A 17,687-nucleotide genomic window follows, 5' to 3' on the forward strand; every position below is an offset into this window, starting at 1 on the left:
TTATTTTTTAACAACGGGCTGGCGCGTTTGCCTGAGGTTTTTAATGAAGTTATCATCAACGTTAAGATGCCCCTTAACCAGGTGAGGCGGGGTCAGAGCCAGCCAGTTATTGAGCGAAATATCTTTATATTTATCAGTGTGAAAGACATTGATGACGCGCAGAGGCTCATCGCCAATATTTTCAATATAATGCGCTAATGTTCTTGGCACATACCCGACATCACCAGGGACGAAGTCAAAGGTCCGGGCATTATTAACCGCATCAAATACCGTCATGCGCGCTTTGCCACTGATATAATATTGCAGCTCGTCAGCATCGGGGTGCCAGTGAACCTCGCGCAGAGCGCCAGGATCGAGATCAATGAAAAGTGCAGCGAGGCTGGTAACATCGAAATTGCGTGAGTCGACAACCTGTGTTGCGCCACCCGGATAGGCAGTCGGTGGCACCTGAGAGGCACGGAAAACATATTTATCAGTATAGGTTACGGCGCCCAGTTCTTTACGCACCTGCTCAAGCGGCGGGGGAACAGGCTGACGGAAAATATATTTTTCGCTGGCAGGAATATTGTTAAATGCGGCTTCTGGCAGGCCAAAGTTTTTTGCCAGGACCTCGCGGGGAATGTGGGCAAACAGCTCTGTAACAAGCAGTGTCTGGTTTTCGGAGAAATTGCCATCATTGAAAACAAGAACGAACTCTGTGCCTTCTTCCAGCCCCTGAATAGCGTGAGGGAAGCCAGCCGGTGCAAACCACAGATCCCCAGGTTCAAGATCTTCAATCAGTGTCTGACGCTGGTCATCAATCAGGTAAAAACGCACTTTACCTTTCAGCACATAAGCCCACTCAGCTTCTTTATGCCAGTGCATTTCGCGTACAACGCCGGGGGGGAGGCGCATGTTGACGATAGCCAGCTCTTTAAGAGCACCCATTTCACGGCATGTGACTTCACGTGCCCATCCGCCATCTTCCAGGCGGTTATGTGCCATCGCGAAGGGGAATTTCAGGTTGGGCAGGCCTCCGTTATCGGTCGCAGGCGGCAGGAAAATATCCGGGTTCTGAAGTTCAACTTCCGGGTTGCGCGGGCCTGCAATATCAGCGCCTTTAGAACCTCTGACTGGTTGTTTGAGTTCTGTCATGAAGATAATCCTTTACGATGTGACCTGTAACGGGGTTGCAGACCTGTTTTCAGGTGAGAAATGACAGGAAAAAGAGGCCTGATTATTTATACGAACGTGGCCCCTGACGTTGGATCTGAAGTTTTCCGACGATTTTTTGCTATGAGAGCAACTAAAAGAAGAGAAAACGTTGCGATAATTAAAGAAGCATTATCTTTAACTATTTTATCGATGTAGAAACCTAAAGCACCTCCGGAGGCAAATCCTAATAAAACAAAAAAGAAAATGCCTGACCACATCAGGTTGGGTTCACCGTTGATGCCGTCTTTTTTGAAAAAACTTTGTGCCAGAAAATTAAAGGCCATCTGCACAACAAAGGTAACTGCGACGTTGCCGTAGAGCATGCCATGATCTTTATGAAAAGCATTGCCCTGCATACCGGCAACAAAGCTGATAGCCAGTGCCAGCACTTCAGGGCGAACAATACCATAAAAAGCTGTGGCGCTGATCAGTGCCAGCCCCAGGCACTCACACCATAGTACAATGATTGTGAAGTTACGCCCTTTTGAAAGAAGTGTCGTCATGACAACACCACAGAAGGCGGAGCCGAGACCAAAAGCAATAACAGAGCCAAAGGCAAACCAGAAGGCAGACCAGTCACCCTGTACCAGGCGATACCCAACCTGCACGACGTTACCCGACTGCACGGTAGCAAAGGTCTGTGCATGGTAAAAAGTCCAGGCATTCATCAGACCTGCGCAGAATGCGAGTATAAAGCCTATCCCTTTGTCTTCCATGAGTGGATATTGGTTTTTTCTTAACGTTTCCTGAGAGGAGGCGGCAATCATATCAGTGCTCCAGAAAAGGCCATGAAGATAATCAGCCGCACGATGTAATTGTTTGGTTGCGGAGAATCTTACACTACTGAAAATGTTTGTTTATTGAAAGCCTGATTATATTTTGTCATAAAAATCTTTGTAATGTCAGATAACCTGAGTGTATTTTTTATGAATTTATAAGGGGTTTCTTAAAGGGGAATGTTGCAGAGTGGTATAGTGTCACTGTCAGAGCTGATGACATTCATCATGGATTTTCTTAACATAAATGGTGTTTTCTGGTGCTGCCATATGAAGTGACTTCTAACAATTTATGCGAGAAAAAACTGGTTTGGTGAGCTATAAGCGCACTATTTTTTTCTGGTGAAATTTTTCAGGTCAGCACGATATAAAAGCGGCACCTGAGGGGAGCAGATAAACTTCCCTTCTGTCAGGTGCCTTATGAGTCAGATCATATTCTCAGTGATTTTCTTAACTGTTCAGCCGTAATGTGAAAAGCACTGTATCTTAACCCGGGGGCTGGGTAACAGGTGGCGGAGATTTATGCTCAGGGTCTGAAAATCTGGGTACCCGGCCGTGATGCCCAAAATTGACCAGGCGTGCTTCTGCCAGATGTATTTTGCCAAACAGATCAATACGTATCAGCAGCATCGCGCAGATTGCACCGATAAAAGGGGCAGTCAGATAGATCCAGAAATGATGCCATTGCCCGGAAGCCAGAGCTGGCGCGAAACTTCTGGCAAGGTTCGTACTGTTGCCAGAGAGCCAGGCGGTAACCGGGTTCATAAATAAAAAGAAAAAACCGGCAGCCCATGGTGAAAAATATTTAAGAGCCGGGTGCCCCAGAAGCCAGATGATCATAATGACCAGTAAAAAGGTTGTGCCAAATTCTGACATAAAGGGCCATAAAAGCGAGACATCAGGGTTAGGCATTGTAGCGGCAAAGCTAACACTTGCCATCGCTCTGTCCCAGAAGGGAAACAGCGCGCCGGCTCCCATAAGCAGCGCAATGCCCAAACAGGCCCCGATAAGCTGCGCCAGAATATAACCCAGTGTGTCGATCCATGTGAGGCGGCCATACATGTAAAACGCGAGCGAAACAGAAGGGTTAAGGTGTGCACCACTGACTTTGCCAAAGCGCGTATAAGCTGCAATGCCACCTGAAAGGCCAAAGCACAGCCCGCATAATGCTGTTTGCAACACGGCATGGCTGGCCAGATGCTGGCCAAGGGGAATATGTGTCGAGAGAAGGAGCGTATTAGAGACAACACCGCAGATGATCAGAACCGCAGTGGCGAGGCTTTCACATCCATAAAGCTTCCAGTGCAGGGGGCGGTCAGGGCGTGGCTGCCCGGCCAGAGGACGATCTTCAGTATGTTTTTTAAAATGCAGAACAGACACAGTACCAGGGGTTCCTTTTGAAAAACTGTTTTACAACGGTTCTGCACAGGCCCGGTGAACGGCTGGTGAAGTATTGACTTTACGGAGGCAGGTGCAGCGGAGCTCCCGTTTAAAGGAAGCTCCTCTGTATTTTACGCAGCGTTCAGCTGTGCTTCAGCAAACTCATAGTTAGCAAGTTTGTCGAGGAAGTTTGTGATGTAGTCAGGACGACGATTGCGGAAGTCGAGGTAGTAAGCGTGCTCCCATACGTCGAGACCCAGCAGTACTTTACCGTGGCCTTCGGCCAGAGGGTTTGAGCCGTTAGCTGTTTTGGTTACAGCCAGTTTGCCGTCTTTACCCAGAACAAGCCATGCCCAGCCAGAACCGAACTGAGAAATAGCAGCCTGTTTGAACTGCTCACGGAAAGCTTCGTCGCTGCCAAAGTCGCTGGCAATTTTAGCAGCCAGTTTTGCAGGTACTTTGCCGCCGGCAGGAGAAAGGTTCTGCCAGAACAGGATGTGGTTCCAGTGCTGACCAGCATTGTTAAATACAGGAGCCTGTGCGGCATCGCCTTTAACAGCCAGGATGATTTCATCCAGAGACTTGCCTTTAAGTTCAGGCTTGGCTTCAACAAAGTTGTTGAGAGCTGTTACATATGCCTGGTGGTGCTTGCCATGATGCAGTTCAAGCGTTTCCTGGCACATGCCGCGAGCAGCAAGCGCATTTGGGGAATAAGGAAGAGCTGGCAGTTCGAAAGCCATTATTTTATACTCCGTCAAAATGAAGGACGGCGGAGTGCCGTGACTACAGAGCTATGAAGCTGAGGCTGACACGTCAAGGGACAGTCCTGGTTAGTGTGCCCCTCAGAACCCTGCCTCACACAGTTGTGCTTATGCTAAATACGGCATTTTCATTCGTTTCAGCGTATGTCACACAGCGTTGTCGAATATTATTTATTATCTTTTCATAATGACCTGTACCGGTCACAAAGCGTGGTGTGCGATCTATGCAGGGTGTTCAGACTTTTGAAAAATACGTTTTTAAAGCTGACCCGGATCGTGCCTTATGTGCAAGTTTTTTGCCGGAACCTGCCCGGCAGAATATTTTTTTGCTCCTTGCGTTTCATGACGAAATAACCAGAGCCCTTGTGCCTGGTCGTTCAGCTACGATTGCAGGCCCGATGGCGGCCTATATCAGGTTGCAGTGGTGGCGTGACGTGCTTGAGGGCACCCGTCCGCCTGAGCACGAACTGGCTCCGCTGTTGCTCAGTGCCCTGCAGGCAAAAAAATTTCGCACCGAAACAGTTACGGACCTTCTGGAGGCAAGGGAAAGTGAACTGTCGGCAGAAGGGGATCCGTCATCCTGGGCTGCGATGATGCTCAAAGGCAGTGGTGGCCTTCAGCGCGCTGTGGGTGAGGCGCTGGGCATTACAGATGCAGAGACGCTCGACGGTCTTGCCGCATGTGGTGCAGCTTATGGTGCAGGGGCAATGCTTCGCCACTGGCCGGTGCTGCAAAAGGCGGGCGGGCGTTATCTTTTTCCTGGTGAGGCTGATGGGCTCAGGCAGGCAGGCCTTGTGTTTCTGGCTGAGGCAGAGCAGAAAATCGCGAGGGGGTCGCTTGCGGCAAAGGCTGCATTGCCAGCCGTGCTGGCGCGTCGTGACCTGCAGCGTGATAGTAATCAGGCCGGCCGCCCCAGAGGCCTTGGGGATAAATGCGCCGTTATTGCAGCCGGCCTGAAAACACGCTGGTCAGGCAACAAAACCTGACCAGCAGGATTATTAATGCCGTTCAGGCATCATTGGCCGTCATATGCTCCATAATGCCGATCAGAGCAGAATAGTCTGAATCAGGCGAAGCGCGTTTTGTCAGTGAGAGCTGTTGCGTAACAGCTGCCAGTGTTGGCACAGGCACAGCCTCGCGTGCAGCGGCATCCACAAACAGGCGCATATCCTTCTGCATCAGGCGGGCAGGGAACTGAGGTGAGAAGTCACCATTTTTGGCTGCGAGGATTTTGCGTTTGTGGTGCGGCGAAATAACGGCCACATTATCAAGCGCGTCAAACAGCATCGACCGGTCAAGGCCTGCTGCCAGCCCATAAGCAATACCCTCTGCAACCGCAGCAAGGCCTGCACCCATAATGGCGTTAATGACGAGTTTGAGGCGCGCACCACTGCCGGCGGGGCCGGCATGGATCGTAATTTTACCAATGATGTCAAAAACTGGTTTCGCACGGGCCAGTTCTTCGTCTGTGCCACCGGCAAGAACAACAAGTGCGCCTTTATCAGCCTCGGGTGTGCTGCCTGAAACCGGGCAGTCTATGACAACCGCGCCACTTGCCTGGCCAGATTCGTACAATCTGGTTGTCGCTTCGGGAGAGACAGAACTCGTGTTAAGCAGTAATGCCCCTTTTTTAATACCGCTGAGTGCCCCGTTTTCTCCATACATAGAGGCGGCAAGAGCCTCATCGTCAGGTACGCACACTAAAACTATGTCAGCGTTACGGGCGACGTCTGCCGGAGCAGGTAAAAAAGAGACTGAGCCATCGCCCCCTTTGCCAGAGGGCGTGTAGGCAATAATGCCATATCCGGCCTGCTTAAGGTGAGCAGCCATACGGCAGGCCATTGCACCAAAGCCAATGAACCCAATAGTCTGAGAGTGTGCCATGCGCTGTGTTCCTTATCTTTATATGTCTTCACGAGCATTATGGTAATATGCGCCGGTATGCCCATAACTGACGACCGGGCGACTATCCAGCAGGGATAATGAACTATGACAGTCTATCGCTATCCACGACCAGCCCCTTCAGAGATCACTCCGCGTCATTTGTTTCTTTCTCGCAGAAAAATGATAGCCTCAGCAGCTATGGGCGTGGCAGCAGCCGGTGTGTCGCCTTATTCTGCTCTGGCAGCAGAGGCAGGGCAGATCGACGGGCGGGGCTGGCCTGCGCCTGATAAGCCGACATCGCTGAATGATATTACGCATTATAATAATTTTTACGAATTCGGGACGGATAAATCTGATCCTGAAGCTTTATCAGGTGATTTTGTTTCAAGGCCCTGGCGTGTGCAGGTTGACGGGCTGGTTGACCACCCGAAGGTGTGGGATATTGATGAACTGATCCGTCAGTTCGGGCAGCAGGACCGCCTGTATCGTATGCGCTGTGTTGAAGCCTGGTCGATGGTTATTCCGTGGAACGGGTTTGAGCTTGGTGCGCTGTTGCGTGCAGTCTCACCTAAAAGCGAAGCCCGTTACGTTGCGTTTACCTCTGTTGTCAGGCCTGAGCAGATGCCAGGGCAGAGAGGCGGGGCATTTTCTCTGACATGGCCGTATACTGAGGGACTGCGGCTTGATGAAGCAATGCATCCGTTAACTATTCTGGCAACTGGTGTGTATGGGCAGACGATGCCAGCACAAAACGGCGCGCCTGTCAGGCTGGTGGTGCCATGGAAATATGGTTTTAAAGGCATCAAGTCGATTACGCGCATTACGCTCACCGATAAACAGCCACCTGCAAGCTGGAACGTCATGGCCCCGAATGAATATGGATTTTATGCCAACGTGAACCCTGCTGTTGATCACCCGCGCTGGAGCCAGGCAAGTGAGCAGATTATTGGGCAGGGGAGTTTGTTTTATACAGCACGTAAACCCACTCAGCTTTTTAACGGATATGCAGAGCAGGTAAGCGGGCTTTATAAAGGCATGGATCTGAATAAGGATTTTTAGGTGATGTCAGGGCGGTCAGTCTCTTCGCGACAAAAAAACGGGTTTACTCCCGTTAAAAGGCAGGTGCTGCTTTATCTGTTTTTTCTGGCTCCGTTCGTGTTTGACCTTACAGCCGGTGTTATGGGCAATCTGGGGCCTGACCCTGCACACTACTGCCTGCATGATTTTGGTCGTTATGCGATACGTTTTTTACTGCTCTCCCTCGCAATTACGCCGCTAAAGCGCTTTGCAGGGGTTGATCTTATGCTCTGGCGCCGGCCGCTGGGCCTGCTGGCGTTTACTTATGCTGCGCTACATATTTTCTTTTATGTGGTTGTGATCAGACATGTTGATACGCATGTTTTGTGGCGTGATGTCACAACACGCCCTTTTCTGATTTTTGGTTTGCTGACTTTTTTAATTTTGTTACCCTTGGCGCTGACGTCAACCCGTAAAACAATAAAGGCACTGGGGCGCTGGTGGCGGCCTTTGCATCGTCTGGTGTATGGTGCGGCTATCCTGGCCAGTATCCATTATATGATCGCGTTTAAAACGTGGCATGTGCAGCCTTTTGTGTATGCTGCTCTGGTTTGTATTTTCCTGTCTTTTCGTCTGATCAGGAAAGGTCGCACCCCGCGCCGTGCCTGAATGTAAGAAAATAACAGCCTGTGATACAACAAATATGACGACAAAAGAGATGAGCGGCAGGCTTGCATTTGCAGGTGAGGGGGTCCATGCTGCTCATTGCAGATGATATGTTTCTTTTGATTAGACATCCTGACAGAAAGTATTACGATGCGAATGAAATTTTTGCTTGCTGGTCTTGCTGGTTTTGCTCTGATGACACCGGTAGTCCATGCCGATACACTGCATAACGACTGGGAAAATTATAAAGCCGGGCGCGCTCTTAAACGCCTCTCCGGCGAGGGACAGAAAACTCTTACTGATGTTTTCCAGATTCAGGCTCTGCTGAACCAGGGAAAAACCAGCGAAGCTCTTCCTCTTCTGGCTGATGCTCAGAAAAACCTGCAGGCTGCGGGTCTGTCAGAGAAAAAATTTCTTGCAGATGAAAAACAGCTGACGGCCGCTTCAGGTCATGTGGCTGCACCTGCACATAAAAGCACGACCGGCACAGTAACCTGGATCCCCGTTGGTGGTCAGTTTGTTGTTGATGATACGCTGGTGCCTGAAAAACAGCAGGCTGTTAAATCAGCTAACGATAAGCTGAAAGCTGGTCAGACGGATCAGGCAGCACAGGTATTTCAGGTGGTCGGTCAGGACAGTGACCTGATGATTGCTCTGGCACCTCTGAACGATACTCTTGCCAGTCTGCACCGCGCTGAAGTTTTCGCTGAAGCGAAACAGAGCAAGGAAGCTCTGGATGCGATTTCAGATATCCTGAATGGCATTATTTTCATCTCTGATAATGTATTTATTACGGCAGCACCTCCTCCGGGAGCAGCTGCGCCTGCTGCTGCAGCACCGGTGAAAAAGTAAGTTTTTATACTTTCCCCGCTGTTATAAAGCGGGGAAAGTAGTTTTTAGTGTTGGTTACGCGATTTTTCTCAGAAGAGCCGCAGAGCTTTGGTCAACATTGATAAATGTGACCGTTTTTCCTCTGCCTCGCAGGCGGGCTGCAATTTTCTCCACTGTATCCGCCGCACTTATATCCCATATTCTTGCCTGACTTAAGTCGAGCACAATTGTGCTTTCCGGTGCCTGAAAATCTATGGCATCGTTAAGAATGTCAGTTGAAGCAAAGAAGATTTGTCCCGCAACATAGTATGTTATGGTTTGTGCATCGGCACTGGTTTGGCTGGTGACATGTAAAAGCTTCATCACCTGAAATGAGAAAAACAAACCATTCAGCAACACGCCACAGGCAACGCCGGCTGCAAGGTCGTGCGTGAGAATAACAACCCCCACAGTAACCAGCATAACAGTTGAGGAGAGGCGGGGGTGACGTATAAGCTCGTTAAGAGATGACCATGAAAACGTGCTGACAGAAACCATGATCATAATGGCAACCAGTGCAGCCACGGGCACTTTTGCAACGAAATCGTGAAAAACTACCAGCAGAAGAAGCAGAAAAGCACCAGCCGTAAAGGTTGAAAGTCTGCCTTTGCCACCATAGCGCAGGTTGCCAACAGTCTGACCAATCATACCGCAGCCAGCCATGCCGCCAAAAAGGCCTGCGAGAATATTTGAAATCCCAAGCCCGGTGCATTCCATTCGTTTATTGCTGTGAGTGTCTGTCATTTCGTCAACAACAGTGGCGGTCAGCAAAGATTCAAGAATACCCACCATGGCCATTGCCACAGAATATGGCAGCACTATTTCCAAAGTTTCTAACGACCAGGGCACAGCAGGCAGAGTAAAGGCAGGCAGACCTTTTGGTAAGGCACCCAGGTCTGCAACGACGTGAACCGGCATCGGCCAGACCATTGTTACTGTTGTGAGTACCAGGATGCAGATAAGAGGGGATGGGATGGCAGTTGTTATTCTCGGCAGAAGATAGACGATCGCCAGCCCCAGCGCGATCAGAGCATAGGTCTGCCAGCTGACATGGATCATTTGTGGCAGCTGGGCTGAAAAAATCAGAATAGCCAGCGCGTTGACAAATCCTTTCTCAACATCGCGCGAAACAAAACGCATCATGCTCTGTAGTTTTAGCGCGCCAAAAAGAATTTGAATAAGGCCAGCCAGGGCGGTGGCAAGCAGCAGATACTGAAAGCCGTGGCTGTGCACTAGGCCGGCTGCGACCAGAGCAACTGAACCTGCCGCGCCCGAAATCATACCGGGCCGGCCGCCTGTTATGGCAATGGCAATGCTGATGACAAAGGAGGCAAAAAGGCCGACCTCAGGGGCAACTCCTGCAGCGTAGGAGAAAGCGATAACTTCAGGAATAAGAGCGAAGGTTCCCACCATGCCGGCAAGAATGTTTTTGACAGGACTGTCTGTCCATTCCCGGATGTACTGGTTAACGGTCACACAAAACCTTTCTGTCTCAAAGACGATACTGTTCTGTTTATTAAAAAAGGGTGAGCGAACAGTTTATCGTGACAGAGCCAGGAATGTAAGAGCCGAATACCCTCAGCACGTTAGCCTGTGGTGTGTGAGGGTATAGTTCAGCTATAGCGCGGCTCAGAACTCAGCGCGGATGGAGCCAAAGAACTGGCGCGGAGCACCAAGCAGAATGGACTGATTGTTAAAAGCGCTGTTGTTTGAGTTATCCATCGTGAAACCGTTTTGCCCCATTGTTGAGGCATATTTCGTGCCTGACAGATTATAGATGTTAAAAGAGAACACGATCTTATGCACATTAAGCGCACGCTTTGAGCTAAGGCCTATGTCATGAAGGGTATAAGACAGACCAAGATCGCTCATCCAGTAGGGAGCCATTTTGAAGTCACCAACATAGTCAAAGCTGCGGCGGCTGTAATATTGCGCATCAACATAGGCTTCAATGCTGTGATACTCGTAAGAGAGGCGCGATTTATACATAAATTTAGGGTAGGCAACGACCTGATGGTTTTTTGCATTATAGGTTTTGCCACCGCTTGAAATGTTCTGATCATAGACTGAATGATTGTAGCTTACGCTGTTAAACAGTGCCAGGCGCGGAGCCAGCATAACTGTAATGCCGGCATCAACACCATTCATGGTGACACCGCCTACGTTCTGCACTGTGGCCGTTGTGTTTGAGAGCAGGGCACCACTGCCTGTGTTTGAAAGAATTTGTTGCAGGCGGTTGTTAAAGTTTGTCCGGTAAAGATACAGACTGGCCTGAACAATTTTGTCGGTATAGCGATAGCCAGCGGCAAAGGTCCATGCAGTTTCCGGACGCAGAGAGTCCTTTGTCGCGTTATAGGCTGCCTGTGAGACGGCCATTGGCGCGTTGCTGGAGTTATAGCCTGACTGAGAATAGGCGTGGGCATTTTTAGAAATATCAAAGAAAATCTGGTGTTTTCTCAGGAAAATCCAGTCAGCACTGATATGTGGAAGAAAAGCATAAGCTGTTGTCAGGCTCTGGCTGCTGGTGAGAGTGGGGTACATCAGGCTCCAGTTTTGTGCATCGCCAACCCGTGTGACATTTTGCATAGATTTAAAGCCAAAATGCAGAGCAAGTGACGGTACAGGGTGCCAGGTATCCTGCACAAAGGCCGTGAATGTATTGGTATTATACTGCTGACCCCAGAGGGTACGTCTGGGTACGCCTTTAAAGCTGCCAAACGGGTTCAGGGGAGAGCCCTCACCAGGCAAAGGCTGCTGATACGCATAGGCAAAGCTTGAGTAATGGTTGTTTTCATACCATACGCCAGCTGAAATGGCATGATGTCCTATAGAATAATTAAATGATGAAAGAATGCCATAACGCTCGATATAGGGTTTGCGCACCTGTTCAAAAATACGCCCGCCATTAAGGCGTACTTTATCGTCTTCAACCGGGCAGGGGCTGGCTGTGGGGTTTGAGCAGGCGTAAGGGTTGGCATAGGTGCCGTGCCCGGTTTCCTCATGGCCATAAAATGTGGTTTTCCAGCGTAGTTTATTTGTCAGCAGCAGGTCAGCTGTTACCCCGCCAAAGTAATCCCCTGATGTCGCTGTGCTGTCATAATAAGAGGCATCTTTCGGGTCGTTAATATTTTTATATGATGCCGGAAATTTTCCTTCCGAAGCGTTATAGGCATTCTGCCAGGCGTTAGGCAGCCCATAAAAATTATCAATATAATAGCCGTTATTCTTCAGCCAGTTGGGCGTATAATCCTGGTAGTTGACCATTTGTAGCTGGTCCCAGTCAAAAAAGGCTGACACCTGGCTTTGCCTGCCAATGGGTTGTACCAGCTTGGCGTTGACCTGTTGCATAAACTGGTCACCGCCGCCTTTCCATTTATCTGTCTGGTTACGCATATAAGAGGCATAAAATTTTGTGCCGCTGTCGTTCAGTCTGCCAGAATCAAAACGGAAAAAAGAGTGGTATAGCGCATTACTGCCAAAGGTCTGGTTAATCTGCCCACCCATTTTGTCCCGCGGTGATGAGGAGACATAGTTGATCGTGCCCCCCAGATTGTTGGTGCTGGCGGATGATTCAGCTCCGGCGCTCTGGGTAACATCAAGGCGTTCAACATTTTCAGATGAAATGGCCTGGATAGGGTTCAGACCATTATAGTTACGAAAAGTAGGTTCACCCAGCGGCATACCATCAAGGGTCATACCAATAGCCGTTTGCTGGAAGCCATGCATGTAGAGCTGGTTAGAGTAAGTGTCGAGACCTTGCGGATCGTCAGACTGAAACTGCACACCGGGCATTTGCGCCAGAGTTTTAAGGGGGTTGGTGCCGGGTACCTGCTGCTCAAGAATCTGGTGTCTGAGCGTTACTTGTGAAGAGCGCAGAATATGGCGGCCGCTTACAGCCAGTTCTTCAGACTGAGCGACCGGGGCGGTTCCCTTTTTTTTCTTTTTGGGTGCTGCGGTATGAGCGGGGTGAGATGTGTTGCCTGTATGTAAGGTCGCAGCATGTGTCTCGGCCAGGAAAAATATGCCGCATACCGGCAGCCATCTGACTGAGGAGAAAATTTTCATGCGAAAACCTTTGGGTAAAACATAAGGGCGAATTCCACTGCGGTTAGCATAAGACGCCCTGAATTTTTAGATATAAACATGATCATCGTAAGTTTGATTAATAAATAAATAAGGCAGTGAAACATAAATATCACACAAAATAAAACGTATATTAAAAATAAACGAATTAATTTCGTTGTTTTTTATGTGATTTCTGTAATATGCTGCAAAAATCGTGGAAACATTCTGTGTGCTCATAATGTGCAGCGTGAAGGATGAGTATGATGGCGTTAGCAGTTTATCAGAATAACTTTACAGACAAGGCAGCTCAGAAATGGCAGGTCAAACGCCTGTCATCTCATATTGGTGCTGTCGTTAAGGGCGTGGAGCTGCATAAGCCGCTCTCTGTCTCTGATATCGCCTCTCTTCGTGGTCTTTTGCTTCAGCATCAGGTGCTGTTTTTTCGTGATCAGGAAATTACACCGCGCCAGCATCGTGACCTTGGTCTGGCATTTGGCTCGCTGCACCGGCATCCTGTTTATCCTACGGTGCCTGATGTGCCTGAGGCCATTGTGCTTGATACTGCTCAGAATGACCTGAAAGATAATGCCTTGTGGCATACAGACGTCACATTTTCTGAGACACCGCCTATGGGGGCCATCCTGGTCGCCCGCCACCTGCCTGAAATAGGCGGAGATACGCTATGGGCCAGTGGCACAGCCGCCTATGATGCTTTGTCAGAGCCTATGAAAGTCCATCTGGACAATCTGACCGCATTGCACGATTTTACACGGTCCTTTCCTTTGTCACGTTTTGGACGAACGGAGGAGGAACGTCGTCGCTGGGCTGAAATTCGCAACAGCCATTTGCCTGTTGAACATCCGGTTATTCGTGTGCATCCTGAAACCGGACAAAAAGCCATTTTTGTTAATGAGGGTTTCACGACAGAAATCTGTGATGTTGATGCTGAGGAAAGTGCAGCATTACTGGCGTTTTTATTTCGTCATATGGCGCGTCCTGAATTTCATATGCGCTGGTCCTGGCGTGCGGGTGATGTCGCATTCTGGGATAACCGCATCACACAACATTATGCGACGGATGATTACCGGCCCAGTCGCCGTATTATGCATCGCATTACCATTCTGGGAGACAAGCCTTTTGGTCCGGCAGATAAACCCGTTTTGTGACAGTGACTGTCGTGCGTAAAAGCCCGGTTTCTTCAGATGTAACACAGAAGAAACTGGCTGACTGGCACGTTTCTATGATCTCTGTTGGCGGCATTATTGGCGCTGGTCTTTTTATTGGTACTTCTGCGACAATCTCTGCCGCCGGGCCTTCTGTGCTTGCCTCTTATCTGCTGGCTGGTGCGCTTGTCTGGGTTGTGATGATTTTGCTCGGGCGTCTGGCCCGTTATCACAAAGGGCAGGGGTCGTTTATTTCACATATTTCGGGTGTTCTTGGGCAACGAAGCGGGTTTGTTGCCGGCTGGAGCTATGCTTTTCTGTGGGTCGTAACCGGAGGGGCGCAGGCTGTTGCCGGGGGGCTGATCCTCAATGACCTGTTTGCTATCCCGGCTTTTGCCGGGTCTGCTGCTCTGATTGTTCTCGCACTTTTACTTAATACCATGCCTGTGCGGGCCTATGGGAAAAGTGAGGTAATTTTGTCAGTGCTCAAATTACTGAGTCTGACATTATTTGTCGGCCTTGGCGTTTACTGGTTTGCAAAAACACCTGATTCCGTAAATCTGGTTCACGCAAATCTTATGGGGCATGGCGGTTTTTTTCCTTTTGGCCTGTGGGCTGTCCCGGTTGTTGTGCCAATGATCGTGCAGACTTTTACCGGTTGTGAAATAGCTTTTGTTGCCTCTGCTGAAAGTGATGAGCCTGAGAAGAATATCCGGCGTACAGTTCTGCGTGTTCCGTTTCTGGTTTTACTGTTCTATCTGGGGTCAGTACTGGTTATTTTGTGTCTCAGACCCTGGACTGACGTACATTCGGGCCATTCGCCATTTTTGCTGGTGATGGATTATCTGGCATTCCCGTTCGCTGGTTCTGCGGTCATTATCATGACGCTTGTGGCGGTGATCTCCTGCCTTAATTCATCGAAATACGTTGTGTCACGCGTGTTGCGCGAGCTCTCAGACCTGGGCTGTGCACCGGCAAGGCTGGCTTATTCCTCACGTTATGGGGTGCCATTACGGGCCGTTGCCCTGAGTACAGTGTTTGAAGTGCTGATAGTGTTGTCCGCTGTCTGGTCTCCTTCACATGTCTATGCGATTCTGCTTGGGGCTTCAGGTACATTAATTTTGTTCGTTTATTTTATGGTGTCTTTGTCCTGTCTGCGGCTTTCACGTGCTCAGGCACTAAGGGCGACAGGCTTGCTGGCCAGTATTTCAGCTCTGCTGATGGGTTTTTTGTTCCTCGTCATCCCGCTTTTTCCTGAAAGCAGACTTGATGGCCTTATAGCCTTTGTATTTATCGCTCTTGCAACTGGTGTCAGTTTCAGAGTGCTGCGCTCTTCTGATGGTGATTGCGCCGGATAGGAGGAGTGTTCTATTGGGGGAGTATGGCTATGATACGCAGTGACACCCCTTTTCTTGTCTGGATACTGGCCGGTGAAGCCAGTGGAGATGTGCTCGGCGCCCGTCTGATGTCTGCCCTGCGGGCTTATGCGCCGGCTGTGCGTTTTGTCGGAATAGGTGGCACACGCATGGAGGAGGAGGGGCTTCAAAGTCTTTTCCCTATGCGTGACCTGGCAGTGATGGGCCTGGTTGAAATTCTGCCGCGTGTTCGTGCCCTTTCTGCTCGTCTTGATCAGGCTGTTGAAGATGTTGCGCGCCAGAAACCCGATCTCGTTATTACTATCGACAGTCCTGGTTTTGCGCTGCGTCTGTTAAGGCGTATTGCAGGGCAGGCCTGTTTGCGTGTGCATTATGTTGCTCCGCAGGTATGGGCCTGGCGACAAAAGCGGGTGAAAAAATTCCCAGGCTTGTGGGATGAACTTCTGTGCCTTCTGCCTTTCGAGGAGGACTTTTTCAGGCAGCATGGCTTAGTGGCTCGTTTTGTCGGGCACCCGGTTATTCAGTCTTCTGCCTGTCAGGGAGATGCTGAGCATTTTCGTCGGAAATACAGGCTTTCAGAGAGTGCCCGCGTACTGGTGCTGATGCCCGGCAGCCGTCGCTCCGAAGTGCCCCGCCTGTTGCCAGTGCTGGGTAAAATGCTGACCCTTTTACAGCGTATGATGCCAGATGTGGTGCCGGTTATTCCGGTTTCTCCTGTCGTGGCTGCTACAGTCCTGCATCAAACAGCACAATGGCCGGTAAAGCCGGTTATTGTGACGGATATTGAAGATAAACATGATGCCTTTGCAGCTGCCGGCGCCGCTTTAACAAAATCAGGTACATCAACACTTGAGCTGGCAATGGCAGGCGTGCCAATGGCAGTTACTTATCGGGTTAACCCGCTTACGGCTATGATGGCGCGCAGGCTTATTCGTGTGCCTTATGTGGCTATGGTCAATCTGCTCGCTAAGCGGGAAATTGTGCCTGAGCTGTTACAGGAGAAATGTAACCCGCACACTCTGGCTCGCGCTGTACAGCGTCTTTTTGATAAGCCCGAAGTTGCTCTGAGGCAAAAAGCAGCTTTTAAAGAGGTTATCAATAGCCTGAAAGGGCCGGAGGGGCGCCTGCCGGCTGACGCCGCCGCCCAGGAGGTGCTGACCCTGCTGGTCAGGCGCGGTAAAATTATACCGCGCTGAGTGTCAGGATAAAGCGTTAGTTTTAATGTTTATGTGGTCTGGCATAGAGCTGACCGGGGTCGATTTCAGGCTTGCTGATTTCTTTCAGGCCATCCTCTGCGAACGAGCGGTAAAAGCAACTTTTACGGCCTGTGTGGCACGCAACACCAGTCTGGTCGACAAGCAGCAGAACAGCGTCGCCATCGCAGTCAAGGCGCGCTTCAATCAGTTGCTGGGTCTGGCCTGAAGTTTCGCCTTTACGCCAGAGATCCTGGCGGCTGCGTGAATAGTAACATACGCGGCCGGTTTGCAGAGTTTCTTCAAGAGCCTCGTGATTCATCCAGGCGAGCATCAGAATTTCGCCGGTGTCGTGCTGCTGTGCAATGGCGGCAATAAGGCCATTACTATCAAATTTAACATTATCAAGCATCAGGCTGAGAGTCTGTGCGTCAGGTGCTTTGCGGGTCATGGTTGTGAGTTTTCCGAAGAAGAGAGGGCGTCAATAGCGGGTTTAAGCCATTCCGTCGGGCGGGGTGTCAGCGTGATACCATCGCAGGTGAGGGGGTGTTCAAGAGCTGAAACTTTAAGAAGAGCCAGGCCGATATGATCCTGTGATGAGCGCATGGTACCAACTTCTGCCTCACCTGCAAAAACAGGCGTGCCTGGTGCAGGCAGGGGATGCGTTGCGGCAACAGGCACCAGGCGACGTTTGAGCAATGTGCGGTAATGCATGCGGGCGGTTACTTCCTGCCCCATATAGCAGCCTTTGGTCCAGGACAAAGCACCCAGCAGGTCCATATTGGCTTCAGCTGCAAGGGTGCGCCCCTGTTCGCAGTCCTGCACGCCATCTGGCAGGCCGAGTGCCAGGCGGTGCAGGTTGTAATCGCTTTCTGTTGCTGTTTCAGCTGTTTCAGGCGGGGCATCAATCAGCCGCCATCCGGCCTCAGCTCTGCGTGGATCAGCGAATACAACAGCATTTTCGGCAATGTCTGCGGCGGGCCTGCTGCCCCATGCGGCACAGACTGTCAGGCCTGTCAGCTCAAGCTGTACATCCGAGCGGAGTTTAAAGCGTGAAAGCTGCTTTTTCAGGTCTTCAGCCTGTGTTGCAGCGCAGTCGAGTAGCAGGCATGTGTCGTCCGGGTCCTGAATAACAAAAAAATCAGCCTGCCAGCGGCCCTGCGGGGTGAGAATAGCTGACCATAAAGCCGGCGTTTCGGGGGAGAGTGTTGTGAGGTCGGCTGTTATCAGCCCCTGCAAAAGCTTAATGCGGTCAGGGCCTGAGACTTTAATAACCGTCCGGCCTGTTAGCCGTACGAGGTGTGAGGGTGTAGCGGATGACATACTGCTCTCTCCCTGATGG

Annotated in this window: 16 protein-coding genes; 7 read left to right on the top strand and 9 right to left on the bottom strand. The window is 50.3% G+C overall.

Features of this window, described 5'->3' with window-relative positions; genetic code table 11:
* From HK11_RS08445 to HK11_RS08460, 4 genes are all read right to left on the bottom strand, one after another.
* Window positions 1-1,134, bottom strand: coding sequence for a cupin domain-containing protein (locus tag HK11_RS08445; protein WP_086554915.1), 1,134 nt, complete (start codon window positions 1,132-1,134; stop codon window positions 1-3).
* Between the two features lie 86 nt (window positions 1,135-1,220).
* A complete protein-coding gene (locus tag HK11_RS08450) occupies window positions 1,221-1,961 on the bottom strand; it encodes a YoaK family protein (RefSeq protein WP_086554916.1) in 741 nt (246 codons plus the stop codon).
* 495 nt (window positions 1,962-2,456) lie between these two features.
* On the bottom strand, window positions 2,457-3,350 hold the full coding sequence (locus tag HK11_RS08455; RefSeq protein WP_086554917.1) for an MIP/aquaporin family protein: 894 nt from the start codon (window positions 3,348-3,350) through the stop codon (window positions 2,457-2,459).
* A gap of 131 nt (window positions 3,351-3,481) precedes the next feature.
* Window positions 3,482-4,090: a superoxide dismutase gene (locus tag HK11_RS08460; RefSeq protein ID WP_086554918.1), complete on the bottom strand. Its 609-nt coding sequence runs from the start codon at window positions 4,088-4,090 to the stop codon at window positions 3,482-3,484.
* A 245-nt stretch (window positions 4,091-4,335) separates the two neighbouring features.
* Here HK11_RS08460 and HK11_RS08465 point away from each other — a divergent pair, with 245 nt between their 5' ends.
* Entirely contained in the window at window positions 4,336-5,097 is a 762-nt protein-coding gene (locus HK11_RS08465) for a squalene/phytoene synthase family protein (RefSeq protein WP_086554919.1), read from the top strand.
* Between the two features lie 22 nt (window positions 5,098-5,119).
* On the opposite strand, the gene HK11_RS08470 is transcribed toward HK11_RS08465, so the two are convergent.
* Window positions 5,120-5,995 carry an NAD(P)-dependent oxidoreductase gene (locus HK11_RS08470; RefSeq protein WP_086554920.1) on the bottom strand — a complete coding sequence of 292 codons (876 nt, stop codon included), beginning with the start codon at window positions 5,993-5,995 and terminating at the stop codon, window positions 5,120-5,122.
* A gap of 105 nt (window positions 5,996-6,100) precedes the next feature.
* Here HK11_RS08470 and msrP point away from each other — a divergent pair, with 105 nt between their 5' ends.
* From msrP to HK11_RS08485, 3 genes are all read left to right on the top strand, one after another.
* Complete coding sequence (gene msrP / locus HK11_RS08475) at window positions 6,101-7,054, top strand: protein-methionine-sulfoxide reductase catalytic subunit MsrP (protein ID WP_086554921.1); 954 nt, start codon at window positions 6,101-6,103, stop codon at window positions 7,052-7,054.
* Window positions 7,055-7,057: 3 nt separating this feature from the next.
* Complete coding sequence (locus HK11_RS08480) at window positions 7,058-7,681, top strand: sulfite oxidase heme-binding subunit YedZ (RefSeq protein WP_086554922.1); 624 nt, start codon at window positions 7,058-7,060, stop codon at window positions 7,679-7,681.
* A 147-nt stretch (window positions 7,682-7,828) separates the two neighbouring features.
* Window positions 7,829-8,530 carry a YfdX family protein gene (locus HK11_RS08485; RefSeq protein ID WP_086554923.1) on the top strand — a complete coding sequence of 234 codons (702 nt, stop codon included), beginning with the start codon at window positions 7,829-7,831 and terminating at the stop codon, window positions 8,528-8,530.
* Window positions 8,531-8,584: 54 nt separating this feature from the next.
* Here the strand turns inward: HK11_RS08485 and HK11_RS08490 are convergent, their stop codons facing one another.
* Together HK11_RS08490 and HK11_RS08495 are read right to left on the bottom strand one after the other, a co-directional pair.
* Window positions 8,585-10,024 (bottom strand): SulP family inorganic anion transporter, encoded by a 1,440-nt coding sequence (locus tag HK11_RS08490; protein ID WP_086554924.1) that lies wholly within the window; start codon window positions 10,022-10,024, stop codon window positions 8,585-8,587.
* 153 nt (window positions 10,025-10,177) lie between these two features.
* A complete protein-coding gene (locus tag HK11_RS08495; RefSeq protein WP_086554925.1) occupies window positions 10,178-12,613 on the bottom strand; it encodes a TonB-dependent receptor in 2,436 nt (811 codons plus the stop codon).
* Between the two features lie 260 nt (window positions 12,614-12,873).
* On the opposite strand from HK11_RS08495, the gene tauD reads away from it, so the two are divergent.
* The 3 genes from tauD to lpxB are packed head-to-tail and all read left to right on the top strand — an operon-like array spanning window position 12,874 to window position 16,348.
* Window positions 12,874-13,779, top strand: coding sequence for a taurine dioxygenase (gene tauD, locus HK11_RS08500; RefSeq protein ID WP_369822939.1), 906 nt, complete (start codon window positions 12,874-12,876; stop codon window positions 13,777-13,779).
* Window positions 13,776-15,134 carry an amino acid permease gene (locus HK11_RS08505; protein WP_233127708.1) on the top strand — a complete coding sequence of 453 codons (1,359 nt, stop codon included), beginning with the start codon at window positions 13,776-13,778 and terminating at the stop codon, window positions 15,132-15,134. Before tauD ends, HK11_RS08505 begins: the two co-directional genes overlap by 4 nt.
* Window positions 15,135-15,163: 29 nt before the next feature.
* Window positions 15,164-16,348: a lipid-A-disaccharide synthase gene (gene lpxB, locus HK11_RS08510; protein ID WP_086555036.1), complete on the top strand. Its 1,185-nt coding sequence runs from the start codon at window positions 15,164-15,166 to the stop codon at window positions 16,346-16,348.
* Window positions 16,349-16,370: 22 nt separating this feature from the next.
* On the opposite strand, the gene hisI is transcribed toward lpxB, so the two are convergent.
* Complete coding sequence (hisI, locus tag HK11_RS08515; RefSeq protein ID WP_086554927.1) at window positions 16,371-16,796, bottom strand: phosphoribosyl-AMP cyclohydrolase; 426 nt, start codon at window positions 16,794-16,796, stop codon at window positions 16,371-16,373.
* Complete coding sequence (locus tag HK11_RS08520) at window positions 16,793-17,668, bottom strand: folate-binding protein YgfZ (RefSeq protein ID WP_086554928.1); 876 nt, start codon at window positions 17,666-17,668, stop codon at window positions 16,793-16,795. Before HK11_RS08520 ends, hisI begins: the two co-directional genes overlap by 4 nt.
* Between the last annotated feature and the right edge of the window lie 19 nt (window positions 17,669-17,687).

The organism is Acetobacter sp. DmW_043 (assembly GCF_002153485.1).
Classification (GTDB): Bacteria; Pseudomonadota; Alphaproteobacteria; order Acetobacterales; family Acetobacteraceae; genus Acetobacter; species Acetobacter thailandicus.

Bases quoted from the DNA above. Each gene is read 5' to 3' on its own strand.
- HK11_RS08445 (WP_086554915.1), bottom strand. From the start codon at position 1,134: ATGACAGAACTCAAACAACCAGTCAGAGGTTCTAAAGGCGCTGATATT.
- HK11_RS08450 (WP_086554916.1), bottom strand. From the start codon at position 1,961: ATGATTGCCGCCTCCTCTCAGGAAACGTTAAGAAAAAACCAATATCCA.
- HK11_RS08460 (WP_086554918.1), bottom strand. From the start codon at position 4,090: ATGGCTTTCGAACTGCCAGCTCTTCCTTATTCCCCAAATGCGCTTGCT.
- HK11_RS08465 (WP_086554919.1), top strand. From the start codon at position 4,336: ATGCAGGGTGTTCAGACTTTTGAAAAATACGTTTTTAAAGCTGACCCG.
- HK11_RS08470 (WP_086554920.1), bottom strand. From the start codon at position 5,995: ATGGCACACTCTCAGACTATTGGGTTCATTGGCTTTGGTGCAATGGCC.
- msrP (WP_086554921.1), top strand. From the start codon at position 6,101: ATGACAGTCTATCGCTATCCACGACCAGCCCCTTCAGAGATCACTCCG.
- HK11_RS08480 (WP_086554922.1), top strand. From the start codon at position 7,058: ATGTCAGGGCGGTCAGTCTCTTCGCGACAAAAAAACGGGTTTACTCCC.
- HK11_RS08485 (WP_086554923.1), top strand. From the start codon at position 7,829: ATGCGAATGAAATTTTTGCTTGCTGGTCTTGCTGGTTTTGCTCTGATG.
- HK11_RS08495 (WP_086554925.1), bottom strand. From the start codon at position 12,613: ATGAAAATTTTCTCCTCAGTCAGATGGCTGCCGGTATGCGGCATATTT.
- tauD (WP_369822939.1), top strand. From the start codon at position 12,874: ATGATGGCGTTAGCAGTTTATCAGAATAACTTTACAGACAAGGCAGCT.
- lpxB (WP_086555036.1), top strand. From the start codon at position 15,164: ATGATACGCAGTGACACCCCTTTTCTTGTCTGGATACTGGCCGGTGAA.
- hisI (WP_086554927.1), bottom strand. From the start codon at position 16,796: ATGACCCGCAAAGCACCTGACGCACAGACTCTCAGCCTGATGCTTGAT.
- HK11_RS08520 (WP_086554928.1), bottom strand. From the start codon at position 17,668: ATGTCATCCGCTACACCCTCACACCTCGTACGGCTAACAGGCCGGACG.